The sequence below is a fragment of the Globicatella sp. PHS-GS-PNBC-21-1553 genome, assembly GCF_033564055.1.
In the GTDB taxonomy this organism is placed as follows: Bacteria; Bacillota; Bacilli; order Lactobacillales; family Aerococcaceae; genus Globicatella; species Globicatella sulfidifaciens.
The window spans coordinates 67,603-87,666 of sequence record NZ_CP085470.1; the positions used below are offsets into that span (position 1 = coordinate 67,603).

A 20,064-nucleotide genomic window follows, 5' to 3' on the forward strand; every position below is an offset into this window, starting at 1 on the left:
TTAAATAAGATTATTCAGCTGCTACTTTAACTTCAATTGTTTCAGTATCACCTTTAGCTGCTGCTTCTAATAATAAATTAGCATATTCAACGAAAGCATCATAAGTGCTAGTTGCACCTGAAACTACTTCTAAATCAGTTGATTGTTTTTCTACTAATCCAGCATTTAAAGCTTCAACTGCTTCAGCAAATGAAGCACCTGTTTTTTCTTTCATTGAAGTGTTATACTCTTCGTTCTCAGATTTTAAGTTACCATCTTTATCGACCATGTCGTATTTAGATTCTGCAACTTTTCCATCTTTAACAACTAAAGTGAAAGTATGAGCCCATCCACGTTCATCTTCATCAGATTTAAGTGTATATTCACCATCAACTAAAGCAACCTCATCAATATTTGTTTCTTCAGTATCACCTTTAGCTGCTTTTTCTAATAAAGCTGTTGCTGATTTTACAAAGTTTTCTGCAGTATGGGTTGCACCTGAAACCACTTCTACTTCAGCTTCTTGCCCTTCTACTAAAGCTGTATTTAATTGTTCAATCGCTTCTTTAGAAGATACGCCCGCTTTGTCTTTCATATTTTTGTTATACTCTTCATCTTCAGTTTTTCTGTCGCCTGCTTCATTGTAGTAGTCGAAATCTGAAGTTGTCACTTTACCATCTTTTACTTCGATAGTATGTTTTACTGCCCAACCACGTTCGTCTGGATTACCAACAACAGTATAAGTACCATCTTGTAATCCATCAGTAGCTACTTCTGTTTCTTCATCAGTTGTTTCTTCTTCAGAATCAGCTTCGGTTGTTTCTTCTTCTGAGTCAGCTTCGGTTGTTTCTTCTTCTGAATCAGCTTCGGTTGTTTCTTCTTCTGAATCAGCTTCGGTTGTTTCTTCTTCTGAATCAGCTTCGGTTGTTTCTTCTTCTGAATCAGCTTCGGTTGTTTCTTCTTCTGAATCAGCTTCGGTTGTTTCTTCTTCTGAATCAGCTTCGGTTGTTTCTTCTTCTGAATCAGCTTCGGTTGTTTCTTCTTCTGAGTCAGCTTCGGTTGTTTCCTCTTCTGAGTCAGCTTCGGTTGTTTCTTCTTCTGAATCAGCTTCGGTTGTTTCTTCTTCTGAATCAGCTTCGGTTGTTTCTTCTACTGCTTCGGTAGTTTCAGCAACAGTTGTTTCTTCTACTGCTGCAGTTGTTTCAGCAACTGTTGTTTCTTCTGTAGTTTCATTTGAACCACATGCTGTTAATAAGAAAACAGAACCTAATAATAAAGAGCTCTTAAGTAATAATTTTTTCATTTCCATATAATCATTCCCTCTTTCTTTTTTTTGCGTTCTATTTGAAACCGCATCATTATTATACAATAAAGCGGAATTTATGTCTAATATAACATCATTTTTACATAATATTAAAAATAAAAAACTATCTGAACTAATGCTTCACTTGATAAAGTTACTAAAAACTTGTGACTTTATTAAGACTTTAAACTTATTATCTGCTTATAATAAAACTAATATCTAACAAGTAAAATGAGACTAAATTCAGCCGGGTGATGGACAAGAAGTTAGATGCGATTGCCATTCTTCAACTAGCACGCTAAATTCAAAAAGGGAATGGGCAAGGGAGTAGGCCTCAAACAAGTCGAAAAACGTCGTTTGAGTCCACTCAACCACTGCGCTTTTTATTAGCGCAATAATTGGACAAAAATTTGCAAGTTGATTTCTAACCTCTTTAAAACGCCGTTTGATACCACTCAACCACTGCGCTTTGAATTAAATAGATATGCCTGAACAGAATTTAAAAAGTTTTTGCCCAGCTTCATGTGGCTACTCCCTTACATACTTGAAAAGCTATTAAGCTAATTTTTAAGCTGCAATTTTAATTTCGATGAACCATTACATTGATAGAAAATGGGCAAAAACTTGACTGAATTTATCAAGTTTTTACCCACTCCTATTATATTTTAGTAATCTAATTTTCGTAACAACTCTTTAATCTTCGTTGGGTTAATATTGACTAATTCAAAATAATGCCAACTCTTATTTAAATAACTTGTAATAACGGCTTCAACTGAATCAAATATTTGATACTCTTTCATTAGTCGAGGTAATTCGTCATATTCTAAGTCTTTAATATTGTCTACTCGCTCTTTTAACATCAAATACGGTGCCGTATAAATTCCATTCTGTACATCTTGTAATTTTGGCTTACCACTAATTGCTGAGTCTTGATGGTAATCAATTAAATCATCATTTAATTGAAATGCCATCCCAATCATTTGACCAGCATAATAAAGGCGCTTCAGATCACGTCTTGGTAACTCTGCTTTAATCCCACCAATCAGTACAGCCAAACCAAATAAGGTGGCGGTCTTGCCTTTAATTTGTCTTAAATAATCATTCATCGTCATGTCATCTCGATTTTGATTCATTAACTGACGTAATTCACCAATTAATATATGCTCAATTACTTTATTATCAATCATATTTCGATTAATCTTTAAATTGGATTCAACAAGTAATCGACCAGAAAGAGATAACAAATAATCTCCAGCATAAATAGCAATTTTGTTTGAAAAATCCTTGTGGATAACGGTTACACCACGACGAGTATCCGCATTATCAATCACATCGTCATGTATTAAGGTTGATAAATGCATTAATTCAAGTCCCGCCGCAGCTGAAATAACGTCGTGATCGATTGGTAAACCTAAACTATCGGCAACCATAATCGTTAACCCTGATCTCAAATATTTTCCGGGGGCGTCTATATACTCCAAAATTTTATTATTAACTTCAACCATTGGCACTTTTATTGAGTTTTTCATCAATTTTTTCACATCATAAAGTGCTTTTTCAATCGTTGGATATGATTCCCATATTTTATGAACCACACTGTTTACTCCATTTCTAAAAAAAGTTGAAAAGCGAGATTACTCTCTACTTCTCAACTTTAACATAATTATTTAAATTTATCATTATAAATATGATTTGGTTTACCATAGAGCCATTTATCAAAGAGTTTACCTAACCATGGCATTACCCAGTAATCTAAACCAAATGCATGTCCTGAACCATTCATTAAAGCAATGGCAACCGGAACGAACCACATGTTAACCCAGTAGAACATACCTGATAAACAGAACATTGCCACTAAAACAACCGTTCCTGCACTTACTAACCAAGTGAATAATCCAGCGATTAATGCTAAACCAATTAATAACTCCACTACTGACATAAATTTTTGCATAAATAAAGCAACTTCTAGATTCGGCATCATAAATTTCATGATAGAAGCAAACCAATCAGGCATTTTATCAAATACTAACATTGGTTCTTCACCATACGCATAGTTTAAGCTAAATACTGCTTGAGAAGCATCAGCTGCTGTTGCCGCCACATCAGACGCTGCAGAAGTTGCGTCGGCCGCTTCAGATGCACCAGATGCTACATCAGCAACTTGTAACCATTCAAACGGGAATACTGTTGTATCTCCAAACCAACTATTTGCACCGAACAATCCGAATACTTTCTTCAAGCCTTCAATTAACCACATTGAACCATAGAAAATTCGTAATGGAATCATCCATAAGTTATTACCTTTTGAAGACAAGAATCCCCCGAAGATATTACGACGATCCTTAATATCAAAGAACTCATGTTGAGTATAAGTTACCATATTATATAAACTTCTAATATCGAAGAAGTATTTAATATTGATGATATGTTTTAATAACATAGCGAAAAATCCGCTCATATGGTACTTATCATACAAGTAAGCCACACCATATTTAGCACCGATTGAGACCATGAATCCATCATATTTTCCTTTGAATTCATGTTTTTCGCCACCTTTAATGGCTGCAATCACATTTAAAGCAGCAGTATGTCCTGTTTGCTCAGCAGCTTGGACAATTTGTGGAACAGGTCGGTTACCTTTATCTGCTTCTTCATAATAAACTAAGTCACCTACAACATACACATTCTCATGGTCTTTAGCTTCCATATATTGGTTAGCTACTAAACGACCTGCTCGTGCTTTTTCAATACCAAATTCAGCTGTTTCAGTATTCGCTTGGACACCAGCAGTCCAAATAGTTGTATAAGTTGGGATTGTTTTACCTGAAGCTAATTGGATATGGTCTTCAGCCACTTTAACGATTCCGTCACCTAAACTAATTTTAACGCCAACTTTTTCCATATATTTTTGCGCTTTAGTTTGTTCAGTTTCGGTCACCATATTTAAAATTGTTGGCGCTGCTTCAACTAAATGAATTGAAAACTCATCTTCATTTAATTTGTAGTCATGAGCTAAACGAGGAACCCAATCCACTAATTCTCCGACCATTTCAACACCAGTAAAGCCGGCACCACAAACTAAGAATGATAATAAGGCACGACGTTTTTCTTCATCATGTTCTCTTGCAGCACGGTAACATGCGTTTAAAATATGCGCACGAATTCGCTCAGCCGCTTCAATTGACCATAAAGTGAAGCCATGTTCTTTAACGCCTTCAATACCGAATGTATTAGCTTCCCCACCCATCGCTAAGATTAAGTAATCATATTTATAAGTGTGTTGTTCACCTAATACTTCTTTGGTGTCATAATTTACAGATTTGATGGTATCTGTTACTAAATCCACTTTTTTATACTTTTTGAATAAACGACGTAAGTCATACTTAATTGCATCTGGTTCTACTCTCCCGCCTGCAACCTCATGTAACTCCGTCATGTAAGTTAAATAAGAATGTTTATCAATCAAAGTAATATTGATTGACTCATCTTTTTTAAACGTTTTGCCTAATTGTTGAGCAGCAGCTACCCCAGCATACCCAGCACCAACAATGACGATCTCTTTAGCCATTATTTTACTTCCTCCTAAAATTAATACACAAAATAATTCCTTGATAATTATAGCACAAACAAAATAGCGATTCAATCTGTTTTGATGTTTTTTTCACATACTTATTCAAATACTTGTTATTTAAATATGTTTTTGAATAAAAAAAGTAATGATATCTCAGGCTTGATATCATCACTTTATTCGTTTATTGTTAACCAATTAATTTGTGATTTAGCTTGCATTAAATCATCATGATAAACGCGTAAGACTGAGATTTTGTGCAAAAGTAAATTACCAGCAAAACCAACCGCAAAACCAGCTAGAATACCGCTAATCGATAAGATTGGAAGATAATTTAAAACTGCCCAAGATTGTGCAAGAATCGCCGCCATGCCTAATTGTCCCACATTATGAGCAATACCCCCCATAACCGATATTCCCACAATACTCACTCTTTTAGGCCCTAAATACTGAATTAATATCATTACAAGGTAACTCAACACACCTCCAGCACCACTATACATAAAAGTAGACAACGTTCCGCCTAATAAAGTAGTTAATAAAATTCTAATAGCTACAACTTGAAAACTATATTTTTTAGGTAAAGTGAAAATAGCAATAATCGTAATCAAATTGGCTAATCCTAATTTTGCACCAGGAGCAAAAGCGAATGGTGATGGAATAAAGCGTTCAATTAGACCAATAACAACCCCTTGTGCTGCTAACATCGCAATATATACTAATAGATGATACTGACCTCTTTTCAAACTCGATTCCCCTTTTTGCTTACTAATCCAACAGAAATAATTGTCTTTAACTGAATTTGATACTTATTGGTTAGGCTCAAGATAGATACCCTTGAGAATGTTCAATCACTCGACTTTATAAAATCAAAGACATAATAAAAAACACATCTACATAAAAATAATACATCGCCGGAGGGAATCGAACCCCCATCACAAGAACCGGAATCTTGTGTGATATCCATTACACTACGGCGACATTACAAAAAATCTTTACTATTTACTTAATCAAATCGAACCATTGTGATGCTGACTTAAAAATTTCAACAGTAATCGACATGATGTTCAATCAACTTGAACTTAATCATTGTACCAAAATCATGATTAATTTTCAATTGATGTTATCAAACGTTTTTAAACACCCATATAAAAAGTTATTCAAAATTATTTAAAAAAGGGGAATAGTTTTTTGAAACCATTAACCCCTTTTTATCTAAAATCGTAAAATATTATGGTGCATATACATCGTTATAAACTTCATATAATGATGTTTCGGCTATAGAATTGCCTTGACTATCCACTCTTTCTATACAGATAATCCCATATTTTGGTGCTAAGTAATACCACGTGGCACTCCCATCAGCATATCCTGTTTCTTCAATCGCCACCACTTCCTGATAAATGACTCCATTCTTCTCATAAGTTGGTAAAATACTCTTGACCGTTCGAAGATATTCATTGTGATAGCCGGAATAATATTGATAACCAACTGTCATATTACTGGATAAGATAAGTGATTCTTGGCCACTATTCACAAGGTTAGAATAGCGTAAATCTTGAACTTCTCCATAGTTCTCAACGTAACCAAGTTCATATAAGCCATTACTTCGCTGTTGATAAACATAAGCCATTGCTTGATCATTTATTAAAATGGCCACTTGAAATAGACCATTTTCATCTGGAGTATATTCTAAGATTGTATATTGACTCTCATAATTATTACCAAATCCTGCGTATTGATAATTATTAAACTGAGAATAAGGTATATAATCAGAAAACGTTCCTGAAATAGCTGGTAGTGAAGTTTGATTTAATTGAGGGTCATGTCCATTTTCCTGGGCAGCAATCGGTCCAGTTAGTATAACAGAAAACACTCCCCCTATTATGGAAGCAAAAAGCACACGTTTAAAAATATTTTTAATAAAAAAATGCATGCTCACTAGCCACCTCTCTTTTCTTTTTCTTCTATACACTCATTATAACATAATCAAATAAAAATGTGATTGAGTCTATCAAGAAAAAATCTTGAATAAAGTATGAAGATAGAAAATTAAGAAGTTAAACTCTCAGAAAGTGTTAGCTTCAATAAAAGTTCTTTTGATTTTTCAGGAATGGATATTTCATGTAAAAAATGATTGATTCGTTTCAATAATTCTCGTCGGGTTATAATCCCTTTGAAATTACCCTCATGATCAATCATACAGATAAAGTTTTGATCAACTAAACGGTGTAAAATCTTTTCAAAAGGTTCACCCTCAACAATCGTTACAGGGTCTTTTTCCATGACATCTCGTATTAATATTTGGTCCATTTTTTCAATTTCAATCGCCTCTACTGTTGTTACCGCATTAATCATCATCGGCATATTAATCAATCCCATTAATTTTGACTTAGTTGACAATACTGGAATCATGGAATATTTAACAGTTGAGAGAATTAACATCCCATGACTTAAAGTATTGGTATCTAACACATGGGCTACATTATCAGCTGGTATTAATAATTTTTCAATAGGGTCCACAATTTGTTTTTCTAATAATGGATCAATCATTGACGCTCAAACACTTTCGTTAAATCTGTTAATAAATTCATAGAATCATCGTAGAAATCCACTTTATATTGCGTTGGCGTGATTTCCAAAATCGCATAGGTTTTATGTGGAACTGGTCCACGAGAATGATTCAAACTTCCCGGATTAATCAATAACACCTCATCAACATATTCTGCATATAATTGGTGAGTATGTCCATGAAAAACAAATTTTGCATTGATATCTTTTGCTTCAGCTAATAATTCTTCATAACCACTATTCACACCATTTCGATGACCATGAACAACCAGTATATTTCCTGCTGAATGTTCAACTATCCGGCGATTAAAGTATTGTGGATCAAAGTCCATATTGCCTGACACAACCACATCGACGTTGTCCCAAATAGGATCGTCAGCTGGAAACTCAGAATCTCCACAGTGAAGAATTAGCTCCACTTCTGGACGATAATGTTCGATTAAATTATTTAATTTTGACCATCCACCATGATTGTCACTTATAATTAACCATTTCACTTACTATTCAACTCCTCTAACCATTCTGGCATTGCAGCCATCAATTTTGTAATCGCTTTACCACGATGACTAATCTCATTTTTTCTTTCAGCTGTCAGTTCAGCAAAAGTTTTCTGCTCACTTTCCATATAAAAAAGTGGATCATAGCCAAATCCTTCAGTTCCTTTTATTTCCTCTAAAATGATACCGTTAGCTTGACCTTCTACAACCAATGACGGCATCTTTGGATGAGCCAATACGAGACAACAAGTAAAATGTGCATCACGATGACTGTTGCCTTTCATATCGTTCAGTAACTTTTCATTATTCAAAGCATCATTACCATGTTCGCCAGCATATCGAGCACTGAAAACACCTGGACGACCCTCTAATGCATCGACAGATAAGCCAGAGTCATCCGCCAAAACCATTGTTTTTAACATATTGGCGATGGTTTCAGCTTTTAAACGTGCATTCTCTTCAAAAGTACTCCCTGTTTCTTCTACTTCTTCGATTTCTGGATAATCTAATAATGAGGTTACCTCTATATTAAAAGCCTCAAATAATTTTGCAAACTCTGCTATTTTACCTTTATTATGACTCGCGATTAGTAGTTTCGACAACTTGATCACCTTCTATTTCACATTTTTTAATTGTTAGATTCGGCATATTTAACCAAGTTGTTGCCACCTCAGCAAATTTATCTTCTTCACCGGTCGTATACACTTCAATCGTAGCCGGTCTATTTTTAGCGTCATGTGCTGAACGGCTAATATTGTAATAATCTAACATGGTACTGACTTCATTAATAGTTTCAACACCAGAATCAATTAAGCGAACCTCTTCACCCATATATTCTCCAATAACTTTTTTCATAATCGGATAATGAGTACATCCTAAAACCAAAGTATCAACATCTTTTTCTTTAAAAATGTTCAAACGCTTTTTAACAATTATTTCAGTTTCAGGATCATTTATTTTATTTTCTTCAACAATCGCAACAAACTCTGGTACTGGCACACTCATTACTTTCAAGGAATCGGCTTTTTCTAAGATGACTTTCTCATATAAATTGGATTTAATGGTACCTTCAGTACCAATAATGCCAATTCGTTGATTTTGAGTTTCTTTTATAGCTGCCCGGCTACCAGCATGAATGACACCAATTACAGGGATAGATAATTGTTCTCTTAATTCACTCAATGCAGCGGCTGTTCCTGTATTACAGGCAATGACTAACATTTTGATTCCTTTATTTAATAAAAAACGGGTAAGTTGCCAAATAAATTCCTTAACTTCCTCTAAAGAACGGGGTCCATAAGGACATCTAGCACTATCCCCTAAGTATATAATGGATTCATTTGGTAATTGTTTGAGACTTTGTTTAACAACTGTTAAACCGCCAAATCCGGAATCAATAAATCCAATTGGTAATTCTTTCAATAATATACCTTCTTTCTTCGCATGTTGAATTAAATGCGCTCAAATTAAATTATATAACAAATCACTAGTTTTTCATAGTCAAGAAGATGCTACTAAAGTCGGATTTTGACTCAGTATTATCAAAATTTTAGAGATGCCCTATATAATAAGTATAAGCTTTATTATTATAGTAAATTTTTTGAAACTCGAAACTATGTTCAAATCCATCTTTTGTTTCATGACGAAATAAAGTATAAAAATTGTCATCCGTTAAATTAATAATTCTCACAATCATGGCACACATATTATCCCAATTAATATAAAAGTCTACCGGTTTGGCAAAACGGAGATAATCGTGTACAAACTTATCTTGATTGATCATTTTCTCCTCAAAATATAAATCATACATACTATCACCTCACCTGTGTCAGTTACAAAACTAACATATAACAACTTATTTGTCCAGAGTAAAATAACTTTAAATCAAGTGAGTATTTTAATTTTCTAATTAGGACCTTCAGGGAGTGGGCAAGAAGTAGAAAATCAAATGATTTTCGCTTCGTTGGCCTACCCCCACAAAGATGAGTAGGTATCAAACAAGTCATTAAGACGCAGTTTGATGCCACTCAACCACTGCGCTTTTAATTACCGAGCAATAAGTTGATTGAATTTACCAAATTGAGGACCAATCTCTTTAAGACTTAGGCTGAGACCACTCAACCACTGCGCTTTGAATTACCGCGCAATAAGTTGATTGAATATACCAAATTGAGGACCAATCTCTTTAAGACTTAGGCTGAGACCACTCAACCACTGCGCTTTGAATTAAATAGATATGCCAGAACTGAATTTTAAAAGTTTTTGCCTAGCCTCAAATTCGATTGGTACTGTACCATCCGTTTATCACAACTTATAACAACAACAACAAAACCACATAGAAACATTGATATATCAACATTTCTATGTGGTATATTAAGATTAAGATTAACCTAATTTGATATTTCATCATCTAACTTATAAGTAAAATAAAGTTACATAAGCTCATATACCAACACTTCTGTATATATTAACATTAGACAAAACAACATAAAATAACAAATAACGTATTCAATTACGTATTCAATTTGCCAGCGTGATAAAAAGTCTTCTACTATATATACAAATAAAATAGGCCTACCCCATTATCGGAGTAGGCTTTTTTAGGATATATACCACTACATATAGTATCCCTTTCTTTGTTATTTTTTATTTTTTTATTTTTATTTTTCCACTAATTTATAATACTTCCCATCAACATATACATACACACGTTCCGGATCAGTATCAAAGATAGCATCTGTATCTTTTACTGCATTCCAGGTTCGTCTCGCTTCAACCAAATCTTGCTCCAAAATCCAACTACGCTTATTTTTAAGTAAGTATGCTCTACGTGAATAGCCCACTTTAACATCTCTTACTTGTTCTATTATATCTTTGTCACCAGTGAAATCATTAGTTGGTTTAACCCCTTGATTAGTCTGTGGAATATACCAGTAGCTTTGACCTTTACGAATTGTAACCTTATCCCCTATTTTTAACGCATCAAACGCTTTGGCATCTGCTTTAAGTGGTTCTAAGTCAAAGTACTTCTTAGAGTTGTTTGCAGGTGATGGTGTGGCTACCTTACCATTTAACTGATTTAAATAGCCAACAGTCATCTCAATCACTTTAGCTAACGTGAAGCCATCTTTACCGTTTAAAATTTGAGCTGGACACCATTTTTTATCTCTAGCAAAGTCATGGTGTGTCTTAATTTTCGTACGAGGATTAAAGCCTTCGAGATAGCAAATCGCCGCCATAAGTTTGGCGGTGTTTTGGATAGTCTTAGCATAGTTGCCATCAGCATTAATACACGACTCAATACTGATATGTGCTGTATTCCCCGGCCCAGTACCATCACTTGATTGCCAAGTTGCGACGTCGTGTGTAAACGACTGAATTGCCAGATGGTCATCCACTTGGTAATGCCATGACTTTTCTTCTGGATTGTTAGGATTAGACATATTCTTTTGATAGTTAGCCATTGCTTGTGCATTAGCACCTGCTTGTGGCGCACCAGTTTGATGCAGCACGATACCTTGTTTCTTGTTTACCCGTCCGTAAGTCTTAGTTAATGGTAAGAGTTGCTGTTTAAAAGTTAATCCTAATACTTTAAACACCTCTGTTGTTGTTAATTTTGCCATCTATTCATCCTCATTTCTTTGTTGTAAGTGCGCTTTATCAATCGTCATTTTGACATTATTAATGTCGATCTCGGTATGTTGTCGATTCAACTTATCAAAATATTTACTCACAAAATCAGGTAGTGGTACACCTGCTTGCCCTAAGTTTTCGATAATGCTGATGCCGTAAGTTGCTATGTAAAATAAAATAAACGAGGTAGCTATCGGTCTGAATCCTAATACTGCCAGTAAAGGGCAAACGCTCAACACTAGAACCACTACTAACAAGTGTTTAATTAATCCTTGCAATCCTTTAGTAGAGTTAGCCACGTTGCCAATAAAAGATTTAGAGTACCCCGTAACGAAATCCATTACTACCATCCAACCAAATATTAAAATATATGGATTTTGATGAATGGTTAGCATCTCCAACATTAATTTTTCTAAAAAGTTTTCTGTTATCATCCATTCTCTCCTTTCTATAAATCTAAGCTATCAAGTGGAATATTTAATTGATATACCCCTTTAAACTTATCGGCTTCTCCAACTGAAGCATAAGTTGAGTTTAGATAATCTAATTCGGTTAAACTCGTAAATCCAGCAAGTAAGACACTTGATCCAAATTTCTTTTGGATTTTAGCAAGCATTTTAGACTTGACACCATCTGAAATATATAACGCACTATATGGACTAGATTCTGCTGATGTAAAGAAAAGTATTTGCCCATCTGCTGTTTCTGTTTGCCCGTAACAGGCACCATGAATTGAACTGCTTAATTCTTGTCGTTTGTTAGTCCAATCGCTATCAATATCTTCACGATTGATAACCCAAAGTTTGTTATTATCTTTCGCACCTGGATTGTCTGGAATCCAGACTAATTTATCTCGCATGATTCCGATACCACATAATCTATAATCTTGTGTTCCGCTCGCTTTCAGTGTCCACGTTGACCCATCATCTGTTGATTGCCAAATTTGACTAGATAAATTAGGGTCACCCGTACAAACCCACCAACAATCACCGTATCGGTCATACTGAACACTATGAATGTGTGTGATATCACTAAACTCTTTAACAGTTGTCCATGTTAAGCCATAATCGGTAGATTTCCAAATTTTAGATCCGTCAATCCCATTCGGACCACCGTATTCACTCGTCATAACAATTCCTTTTGCTTCGCTAGTTCCGATTAAATTATTAAGAGGTTGATAGATACCAGTATGTTCTTTCAGAAGCGTTAAGTTGCTGTCTAATACTTTCAACCGACCACCTATTGCCCACACTAAAATATTTCCGTTTGATAAAAATTTTAATCCAGCTGGTCTATATGAATTAAATATAGGGTCTGTCCACACGTTTGAAAACTGTGAGCCTTTTCGTGCTTTCACAAGATAATTACCTCTAAATCCATAGTAGTTATCATCATAAGGATTATATGTGATGCATCGTATTTCGTCGCTAGTGACATGTGTCATACTAAAGTTTTCATTTAAGGCTGTTCTGCCTAAATCTTTTCGCAAATCATTAATCATATTCATCAAAATCAAACTCATTTAATACACCTCCCATGCTTGACCATTGCTAATCCACATCTCACGTGTATCAATTGCCATACATATAGTTCCAACTGGAACTTGGTAGATGGATGGTCTTTGGTGGATTGTTGGTACTATATACTCCATTTGTTTGGTAGCATTAACTGCGCCCTCTGTATTTTGAGTTGGAATTAATGTTAAATCGAGTTGCAATGGGTCGCTATCGTGATTTTTAACAGCGATACTGACCATTTCGGTTTCAACCATATACTTATCTGTTAAAGCCTTGTTTGCATTTAATTTAACGCAATTTAAGACAGTCACTGCTCCGTAGTTTGTCGACTCCATCGCTCGACCGTTAACTACTGGATAAATATAGACAGATGCTCTATTTGCTTTACCAGTCGCCATATTGGTAGCATTTAAGCCGATTGTGAAAGCTTTAATATCTTTTACTTTGACGTTTTCTGCCACAACTACTGTTTGATTTTGACTTACCGTAACTCCCGTTGAAATTAATTTCGGCTCGCCAATGTTTTCAATTTCAACATTCGTTTCGGAACCTAATGCAAATACCGTTATATCAGCTGGATAAGCACCCACGTTAACGATACTAACCCTAAAAGCGTCGTAAGCGTTTTTGAAAAAGTTTGTAAATAAAATCTTATCAATACGTTTTTTATCAAATAGCGTCACTGTCGCTTCATAACGAGCTGTTCCGCCTACGATAGGAGTGACTTGCATTTTAATATCAGTCGCTTGTGAGGCTCTTAACACGAATTGGAGTGTCGATTTCGTAAAGTTGTAAAAGTCAAAATTGACTGCTGCTCCGACCGCTATGTTTTTCAACTCAGACTCTGCTGATGTGACACTAGAATTAATCAAAGCGCCTGTGTTGTTCGTCATTAGCGCTTTAGCAAGTCCGTCGTTTCCGCGTCCAGCAATTCTCATCATTTTATCTGTCATATTAAATCACACTCCATGTTTGGTCTTGTTCTGTCATTGCTGCTAACCAATCTCCGCCACCACTTTGATACAATCCACCGTCTGTCCAAGCATTAGTTGTGCTATTCCAGTAGTACCAGTGACCGCTTTCTAAAACCAAAAACACACCTTCTGCACCACTCGGATAAGCGGTTTGCAAGGACGCTAAATCTGTATAAGTCCCTTTAGGTGCACCAGAAACAATACTAGAAAATTGGCTGTCTACAAACGCTTGATTCGCCTTTTGTGCCAACTGTGCGGTAATTTGACTTTGCTTATTGTCTACTTCATCTAATCTACTATTTAAACTCGGATAGCTCCCCCTCGCTTGCGATACTTCCATGTTTGCGTTGCCGTTTTTGATTGCGTCATCGTAGGCCTGTTTAATTCCATCGTGGATAGCTTGACGGACTTCACGACCATATCTAGCAGTTATAATTTGTAGTAAAATTTCATCTATTCCCATTCTTAACCCCCTAAGATTGATGCTGTGGCATTGGTCACCACATTTTGTAAGTTTTGTAAATTTCTATTTAATACATTTAACCGATAGTCAATATTTCGATTCTTTGCTAAATCCAAAGCATATTCAGTTGATGTTGGGAAACGACTACCAAATGTTAGTTTCTTGATGGCTGGATTGGTTAATGAGTAAGTTCGTCTTACCACACGCATTTTAGCGTTGATTGGTAGCAATGGATTACTAACTAGATACGTGTTAAATAGCTTTAATTCTGAATAATCTTGATTAATCAAAGCTAAGTCAGTAGCTTCTAAATCAAATTGATAAATAGATAGTAACTGTTGTTCCATCCATTCTTCCGCTTGCTTCTTTAAGTCCTTGGCATCAGATACACTAAATTCTTGAGTGCCACCTTGAATTCCTAGTAAATTAATTAATGCTTCACTATCGATATAGTCAATACCATCATTAACAGATTCAATTCCAATCGGTTTGACTTCTTCCACTGTGCTTGTAGTATCTCTAGGCTTGCTTACTGTTGCCCCTTTAATTCGATACCAATGGACCGGGCTACCAGTCCGTCCGGCAATACCAGTGACGGATATGCCATTGTCTGCGTAGTTGCAGTGGATAATCTGATTATTACCATAATAGACACCAGTATGACCAAACTCATTGGCCGAGCCACCTTTGACACCAGCGACGAAGATATCTCCTCTTCGTACTTCGCTAAAACTAATAGGGATTAATAAGCTCCCTTCTAAAGAATATAAAGTTTCGGTATTGCCAATAAAGCTACCTTTCGGCCTAATGCCTGCATAAATCATGGCATTAAAGACAGCGCTGGAGCAGTCATAGTAATTTGGACCATAACGATAAGCCATTGAATACCGTACTTTCCCACGTCTTAATTCAAACCATTCAATCATCTTTTCAACATTTGATGTGACTGTTTCCTCGTATTCTGATTTATCAATTTCTGAATCCCATGAGTACAATCCAATTTGCTCAATCACTCTATTTAGGCTTGTAGCGTAATTTGGATCAGTCGCATAGCCTGCATCTTTTAAGGCTTGAGTTGCTTTCTTGTAATTAGTTTCTCCGATTACATATCTGTAATTATTCTTCCGCCACTCGGTGCCAAGAAAGAAATCAGCACGTTTAGCAATGCAATCTTCCCAACTGTCATAAGTTCGAAACTTTGCGTAAACTGTATAGTAGCCACCACTACCCCACTCTTGTGTAGGCATGGTGACATAAGGTTCACTACCAGTTGCCTTAACTCCAAATAAGTTGTAATTTGGAGCCTTAGCAAGTGCACTAGTACCCCATCCACTTTCTAAGCCTGCTTGTGCTGCAGTAACGGACGGAAGTACCTTAGAAGTTGACCATGCAGCAATCACGAATGGTTTAATTGTATTTAAAAATGCTCGTTTCTCCGCAGTAGTAACCATTAAGCACCGTCCTTTCTTACGTTTCCGATTGGTCTAAGTCTTGTAATGACTTTTGTTGGGTCTAAACTTTCATCAATTCTCATCATATTGATACCTAATTCAATGGCTGTCTTAGATTCCTCGCCATAATCTTTAACTAAGTGGAGAGTATTAACGCCTTCAACCCACTCCCAAATCATATAGCCACCAACTTCCTGGATTGCTAAATCAATAGCATCATATGTGGACATACCATCAGTCACTTCCAGTTCAATTTGCGTTCGAACTTCCACTTTCTCGGTAGTCGTTTCGCCAGTCGTCACTTCTTTAGGTTCTGTTTCGTAGATATCTTTAGCGTTCACCCAAGCAATTGGTGTTGAACCATAATACAACAAGTATCGGTCATTAGTAGCATTGTATTCTTTAACAGTATGCAAACGGCCTTTGACAAATGATGGTATACTTACTGCATTACCTGAATGGTCATAGTAAGTGGTAGCCGAGTTAATAATCGTAGCCGAATCACCAACTTCAAGCTTCACACGTTCTCCGCTTGCAGATACTGTTTTATATGAAAAAGTAGAGCCAATCTCACAAATCCCCAACTGGAACTGTTTGAAAGGCTCTACTCTTGAATTTCCGTGTTTTAAAACACGCTCTACATACTCTTTAACATACCCCTGATAACTAAAAGCTTTCTGTTCTGAATCGTGAAGATAACCTTTAGCACCCTCACATGTAAAAGTGCCTTTAACATCCCCGCTTGAATCCATTCCACGTTTACTAGTTAAAACACGTCCGTTAAAGACAACTTCGCTTGTTTTGATATTGTAAGCCATGACCCTTGTTTTAACTGGCTTAATCGCATCAAATCCAGGATTGTGTTTCGATATATCAAAGGTTAACGATTCGATTTTCCCAATTTCTTCCGTGAAAGTGTCCGATAAAACACGCACATCTTCATCATATGGATCATGTATCGTGACTACTTTATCATCAGTAATAATATCGATTTTGTACATTACAACAGCTCCTTGCGCCACAGGAATGACACAGTCACTCCATATGCCCAAATCTTTAGTTTGTTAACACCAGGCTTTAATCTAAGTGTGGTGTTCTTTTGATTTTCCATTAAATAATGAATGACCCCATCTAGTTCAATCGCAATCTTAGCCCAACCAGTGCTTACAATGGCAACTTTAATTTCTGGCAATACAGCGGTTGAATTACTATTAATCAATTCCACTTCCATTGGAGGCAATGCTTGCAGTATCGTATCAGCACTCAAAAGTTGTCCTGGAATTTCTTTAACTTCCACTATTTGATGAGCTGTTGATGTAGCTTCTGATTTGATACTTTTGACTGTGTAGTATTCTGTCATATATTTCGTTGGGAACTTTTCTGTAAAATTAATCCACGGAACTAAAGCGACACGATCACCAACTTTTACCGATTTGACTTCTGATTTAGACGGAATTAGCTTTGGTCCGAAAACAGTTTCTTGGCTTACCCCAAACTCAAAGTCAAAAGTATCCCAAATATCATCACCTTCAAAGAAATCTGAAATCATAAAAGGATAGCAAGTAAATGTCACATCAACAGTACCATCAATCCAATTCTCTTGGACTTCTGGACCAGATTCTACTTCGCCATGAAAATGGTAGCCATCAATATAGTCATCCCATAAGTCTTGCTTACCAACCGAATTCATAAGCCAATTGACAAGTAAGGTCTTAGTATTATACATGGATTCTTTTGTCTGTATTCTTTGGTGAGCGATATTAAATTGGTACGTCACTTCTCTTGGACTATAATTTTGAGAGCCATTAATCATGCTAAAATCTTGCTCCGTATTAGAGTAGGGAACTTGATATTTTACTTTAATCTTTTCTGGATAGCCAATATCACGACTAGCTATTGTTAGACGGTAATCACGATAGGAGTGCTTTCCTAAATACGTGATGCCCTTGTGTATTAAATCTTGATTTAGCATTATCTAGCAAGCCCCCTATCTGCTAATCGGTAATTCTCTCCACCGACAATTTCGCTATACGGATTTAAAATCCGCATTAATTCCATTCCATCAATCTGGATGACTAAGTCACCAGTCTTTTGCGGTGTTTGTTGTTGACCGCCAAGCGCTTTAGCAATTCCAGCACCAATCATGGCTAGGTTCTTTTCATTTAATGGCAATACAGCTTCTTTACCTGCTTCGCCACCGACCATTAAATTATTGCCATTCATACCAAAGGCGGTTGGTTTAGTCAAAATACCACCTTTTGCAAACCATTTTATTCCAAATGTTGGAACCTGGGGTGGATTTAAACTAAACTTTCCATTAATTGTTATTTTAGGTAAATCAATTTTAGGTAATGACCACGAGAAATTAAAGGCATCTTTTAACTTTTGTACACCATCTTTTACCCATTGCCAAGCGTTATCCATAGCAGTTTTAACCGAAGTAGCAATGTTATTAAAATCAGTCGATACAGATGTCCATAATTCGTTTGCCCAAGCTTTAACAGAATCCCAATTTTGCCATAGAGCGACACCAGCGGCCACAACTGCTGCAATTGCAGCTACCACTAGACCTGCAGGGGATAAGACAGCCCCCATGATGGTAATGAAAGTACCAAATGCCGAAATTACTGAACCAATTATCATCAGTAGCGGACCGATTGCAGCCACAACTAGACCAATAACGACTATCGTTTGTTTTTGACTATCATCTAAACTATTAAACCACTCAGATACACTTCTGATAATATCAATTAATCGTTCTAACATTGGGGCAAGAACATCTTGTAAAGCTAAATTTAATTCATTTCCTACTTCTTTTAGTTCATTCATTACGTTTTTCATTTGATCAGCAGGATCTAATGTCGCTTCAAAAGTTTGACCAACGACTCCACCTGATGTTTCTGCAGTTGTTTTTAATTCTTCTAAACTAAATGTTCCTCGTTTGATAGCATCAACCATTCTGGATGCACCTTTCGTACCGAAAACTTCAGACGCAATAGTCAATGCTTCTGTCTCGCTTGAGGCATTTTGAATGGATTTAATCGTATCTTGTAGTCCTTCTTCTAATGTTTTGCCATCTTTAGCGTAAACAACTGATGCTCTACTTAACGAACTCAATGCTGCACTAGAGTCAACCCCAGCTTGCTCAAATTGACCCATTAGCGTAATGGCTTCATCAAAACCTAATCCTAAAGCTTTAATCTGAGGAGCACCATCAATCGTTTTTTGCATTAAATCTTCAACAGAAACTCCGGTATTTTGAGCAACCTTAGTAGTAGAATCGAGTATGCCATTTAAGTCATTTACGGTCAGTCCATAGGCTTCCATCGCTTGTTTTGACATTATGGCAGACTTTGATACATCAGTACCATTAATTTCAGCATATTGGATCATGTACCGTGAAGCATCTTCTAACTCTTTTCCTTGAAGTCCAAATTGAGTATTCACTTCTCCAATTGAATCACCAATTTTTTGCATTTCAACTGGAATAGTACCTGACATGTTTTTAAAAACTGTTTCGAACCCCTCAAGTTGTTCGCCACTAGCACCAGTTTTGGTAATAATACTGTCAACTGCACTATCCACCTCATTGAAGGCTGCAAAAGAAGCTGCTGCAATACCTGCTAATGGAGCAGTTACACCAGCAGTTATTTTGCCACCCATATCAGTAACATTAGCGCCAACTTGCTTAACTTTTTCTCCTGCTACTTTCGTTGCATCTTGAAACTTTTTCGAAAAACTAGTAGCATCTTTTAATGTTTTAGAATAATGCTTTAATTTTGATTCTGTTTCAATTAATTCACGTTGAAAGCCTCGATAGGCTTCCTCACCAATTTCGCCTTTCTTGAACTGTTCAGTTACCTCAGCTTGTGCATCTTTTAATGTTTTTAATTTTTCAGACGTCGCTTCCACTCTGTCTTTCAGTAAAGTTTGTTTTTGAGCAAGTAATTCAGTATTTTTTGGATTGAACCTTAATAAAGTATCAATCTCTTTTAATTCAGACTGTACTTTATTTGATTTTGACTCAACACCCGATAATGCTTTAACTAGCTTTGTGGAATCTCCATTGAGTTCAATCGTAATCCCTTTTATGGATTTATTCGCCATC

At 36.0% G+C, this 20,064-nt stretch carries 19 protein-coding genes and 1 tRNA gene; all 20 read right to left on the minus strand.

Annotated features, from left to right (window positions below):
• Nucleotides 1–10: 10 nt before the first annotated feature.
• The 20 genes from LB888_RS00350 to LB888_RS00445 all read right to left on the minus strand — a co-directional run bounded on the left by LB888_RS00350 (nucleotide 11) and on the right by LB888_RS00445 (nucleotide 20,063).
• The gene (locus LB888_RS00350; protein ID WP_318753143.1) at nucleotides 11–1,288 is read right to left on the minus strand and encodes a hypothetical protein; all 1,278 of its coding nucleotides are present in this window, start codon (nucleotides 1,286–1,288) and stop codon (nucleotides 11–13) included.
• A 659-nt stretch (nucleotides 1,289–1,947) separates the two neighbouring features.
• Complete coding sequence (locus LB888_RS00355; protein WP_318753144.1) at nucleotides 1,948–2,877, minus strand: polyprenyl synthetase family protein; 930 nt, start codon at nucleotides 2,875–2,877, stop codon at nucleotides 1,948–1,950.
• A 68-nt stretch (nucleotides 2,878–2,945) separates the two neighbouring features.
• On the minus strand, nucleotides 2,946–4,850 hold the full coding sequence (locus tag LB888_RS00360; protein ID WP_078755797.1) for an FAD-dependent oxidoreductase: 1,905 nt from the start codon (nucleotides 4,848–4,850) through the stop codon (nucleotides 2,946–2,948).
• Between the two features lie 176 nt (nucleotides 4,851–5,026).
• Nucleotides 5,027–5,557 carry a Gx transporter family protein gene (locus LB888_RS00365; protein WP_276649094.1) on the minus strand — a complete coding sequence of 177 codons (531 nt, stop codon included), beginning with the start codon at nucleotides 5,555–5,557 and terminating at the stop codon, nucleotides 5,027–5,029.
• 202 nt (nucleotides 5,558–5,759) lie between these two features.
• Nucleotides 5,760–5,831: transfer RNA gene (locus LB888_RS00370), tRNA-Arg, on the minus strand.
• Nucleotides 5,832–6,081: 250 nt separating this feature from the next.
• Nucleotides 6,082–6,786 (minus strand): hypothetical protein, encoded by a 705-nt coding sequence (locus LB888_RS00375; protein WP_318753145.1) that lies wholly within the window; start codon nucleotides 6,784–6,786, stop codon nucleotides 6,082–6,084.
• Nucleotides 6,787–6,902: 116 nt separating this feature from the next.
• Entirely contained in the window at nucleotides 6,903–7,403 is a 501-nt protein-coding gene (gene cbpB, locus LB888_RS00380) for a cyclic-di-AMP-binding protein CbpB (RefSeq protein ID WP_078755795.1), read from the minus strand.
• The gene (locus LB888_RS00385) at nucleotides 7,400–7,918 is read right to left on the minus strand and encodes a YfcE family phosphodiesterase (RefSeq protein WP_318753146.1); all 519 of its coding nucleotides are present in this window, start codon (nucleotides 7,916–7,918) and stop codon (nucleotides 7,400–7,402) included. The genes cbpB and LB888_RS00385 overlap by 4 nt, the downstream gene beginning before the upstream one ends.
• Entirely contained in the window at nucleotides 7,915–8,529 is a 615-nt protein-coding gene (locus tag LB888_RS00390; protein ID WP_318753147.1) for an XTP/dITP diphosphatase, read from the minus strand. Before LB888_RS00390 ends, LB888_RS00385 begins: the two co-directional genes overlap by 4 nt.
• Nucleotides 8,492–9,340 (minus strand): glutamate racemase, encoded by an 849-nt coding sequence (racE, locus tag LB888_RS00395; protein ID WP_276649085.1) that lies wholly within the window; start codon nucleotides 9,338–9,340, stop codon nucleotides 8,492–8,494. Before racE ends, LB888_RS00390 begins: the two co-directional genes overlap by 38 nt.
• 127 nt (nucleotides 9,341–9,467) lie before the next feature.
• The gene (locus tag LB888_RS00400; protein ID WP_311919324.1) at nucleotides 9,468–9,728 is read right to left on the minus strand and encodes a hypothetical protein; all 261 of its coding nucleotides are present in this window, start codon (nucleotides 9,726–9,728) and stop codon (nucleotides 9,468–9,470) included.
• 850 nt (nucleotides 9,729–10,578) lie between these two features.
• Nucleotides 10,579–11,541, minus strand: coding sequence for a peptidoglycan recognition family protein (locus LB888_RS00405; protein ID WP_318753148.1), 963 nt, complete (start codon nucleotides 11,539–11,541; stop codon nucleotides 10,579–10,581).
• Entirely contained in the window at nucleotides 11,542–11,985 is a 444-nt protein-coding gene (locus LB888_RS00410; RefSeq protein WP_318753149.1) for a phage holin family protein, read from the minus strand.
• Nucleotides 11,986–11,999: 14 nt separating this feature from the next.
• Complete coding sequence (locus LB888_RS00415; RefSeq protein ID WP_318753150.1) at nucleotides 12,000–13,073, minus strand: hypothetical protein; 1,074 nt, start codon at nucleotides 13,071–13,073, stop codon at nucleotides 12,000–12,002.
• Nucleotides 13,074–14,021, minus strand: coding sequence for a hypothetical protein (locus LB888_RS00420; RefSeq protein WP_318753151.1), 948 nt, complete (start codon nucleotides 14,019–14,021; stop codon nucleotides 13,074–13,076).
• A gap of 1 nt (nucleotide 14,022) precedes the next feature.
• On the minus strand, nucleotides 14,023–14,505 hold the full coding sequence (locus LB888_RS00425; RefSeq protein WP_318753152.1) for a hypothetical protein: 483 nt from the start codon (nucleotides 14,503–14,505) through the stop codon (nucleotides 14,023–14,025).
• Between the two features lie 2 nt (nucleotides 14,506–14,507).
• Complete coding sequence (locus LB888_RS00430; RefSeq protein ID WP_318753153.1) at nucleotides 14,508–15,956, minus strand: peptidoglycan amidohydrolase family protein; 1,449 nt, start codon at nucleotides 15,954–15,956, stop codon at nucleotides 14,508–14,510.
• Nucleotides 15,956–16,957, minus strand: coding sequence for a hypothetical protein (locus tag LB888_RS00435; protein WP_318753154.1), 1,002 nt, complete (start codon nucleotides 16,955–16,957; stop codon nucleotides 15,956–15,958). The genes LB888_RS00430 and LB888_RS00435 overlap by 1 nt, the downstream gene beginning before the upstream one ends.
• Nucleotides 16,957–17,928 carry a hypothetical protein gene (locus tag LB888_RS00440; protein ID WP_318753155.1) on the minus strand — a complete coding sequence of 324 codons (972 nt, stop codon included), beginning with the start codon at nucleotides 17,926–17,928 and terminating at the stop codon, nucleotides 16,957–16,959. The genes LB888_RS00435 and LB888_RS00440 overlap by 1 nt, the downstream gene beginning before the upstream one ends.
• Complete coding sequence (locus tag LB888_RS00445) at nucleotides 17,928–20,063, minus strand: phage tail tape measure protein (RefSeq protein WP_318753156.1); 2,136 nt, start codon at nucleotides 20,061–20,063, stop codon at nucleotides 17,928–17,930. Before LB888_RS00445 ends, LB888_RS00440 begins: the two co-directional genes overlap by 1 nt.
• Nucleotide 20,064 lies beyond the last annotated feature (1 nt).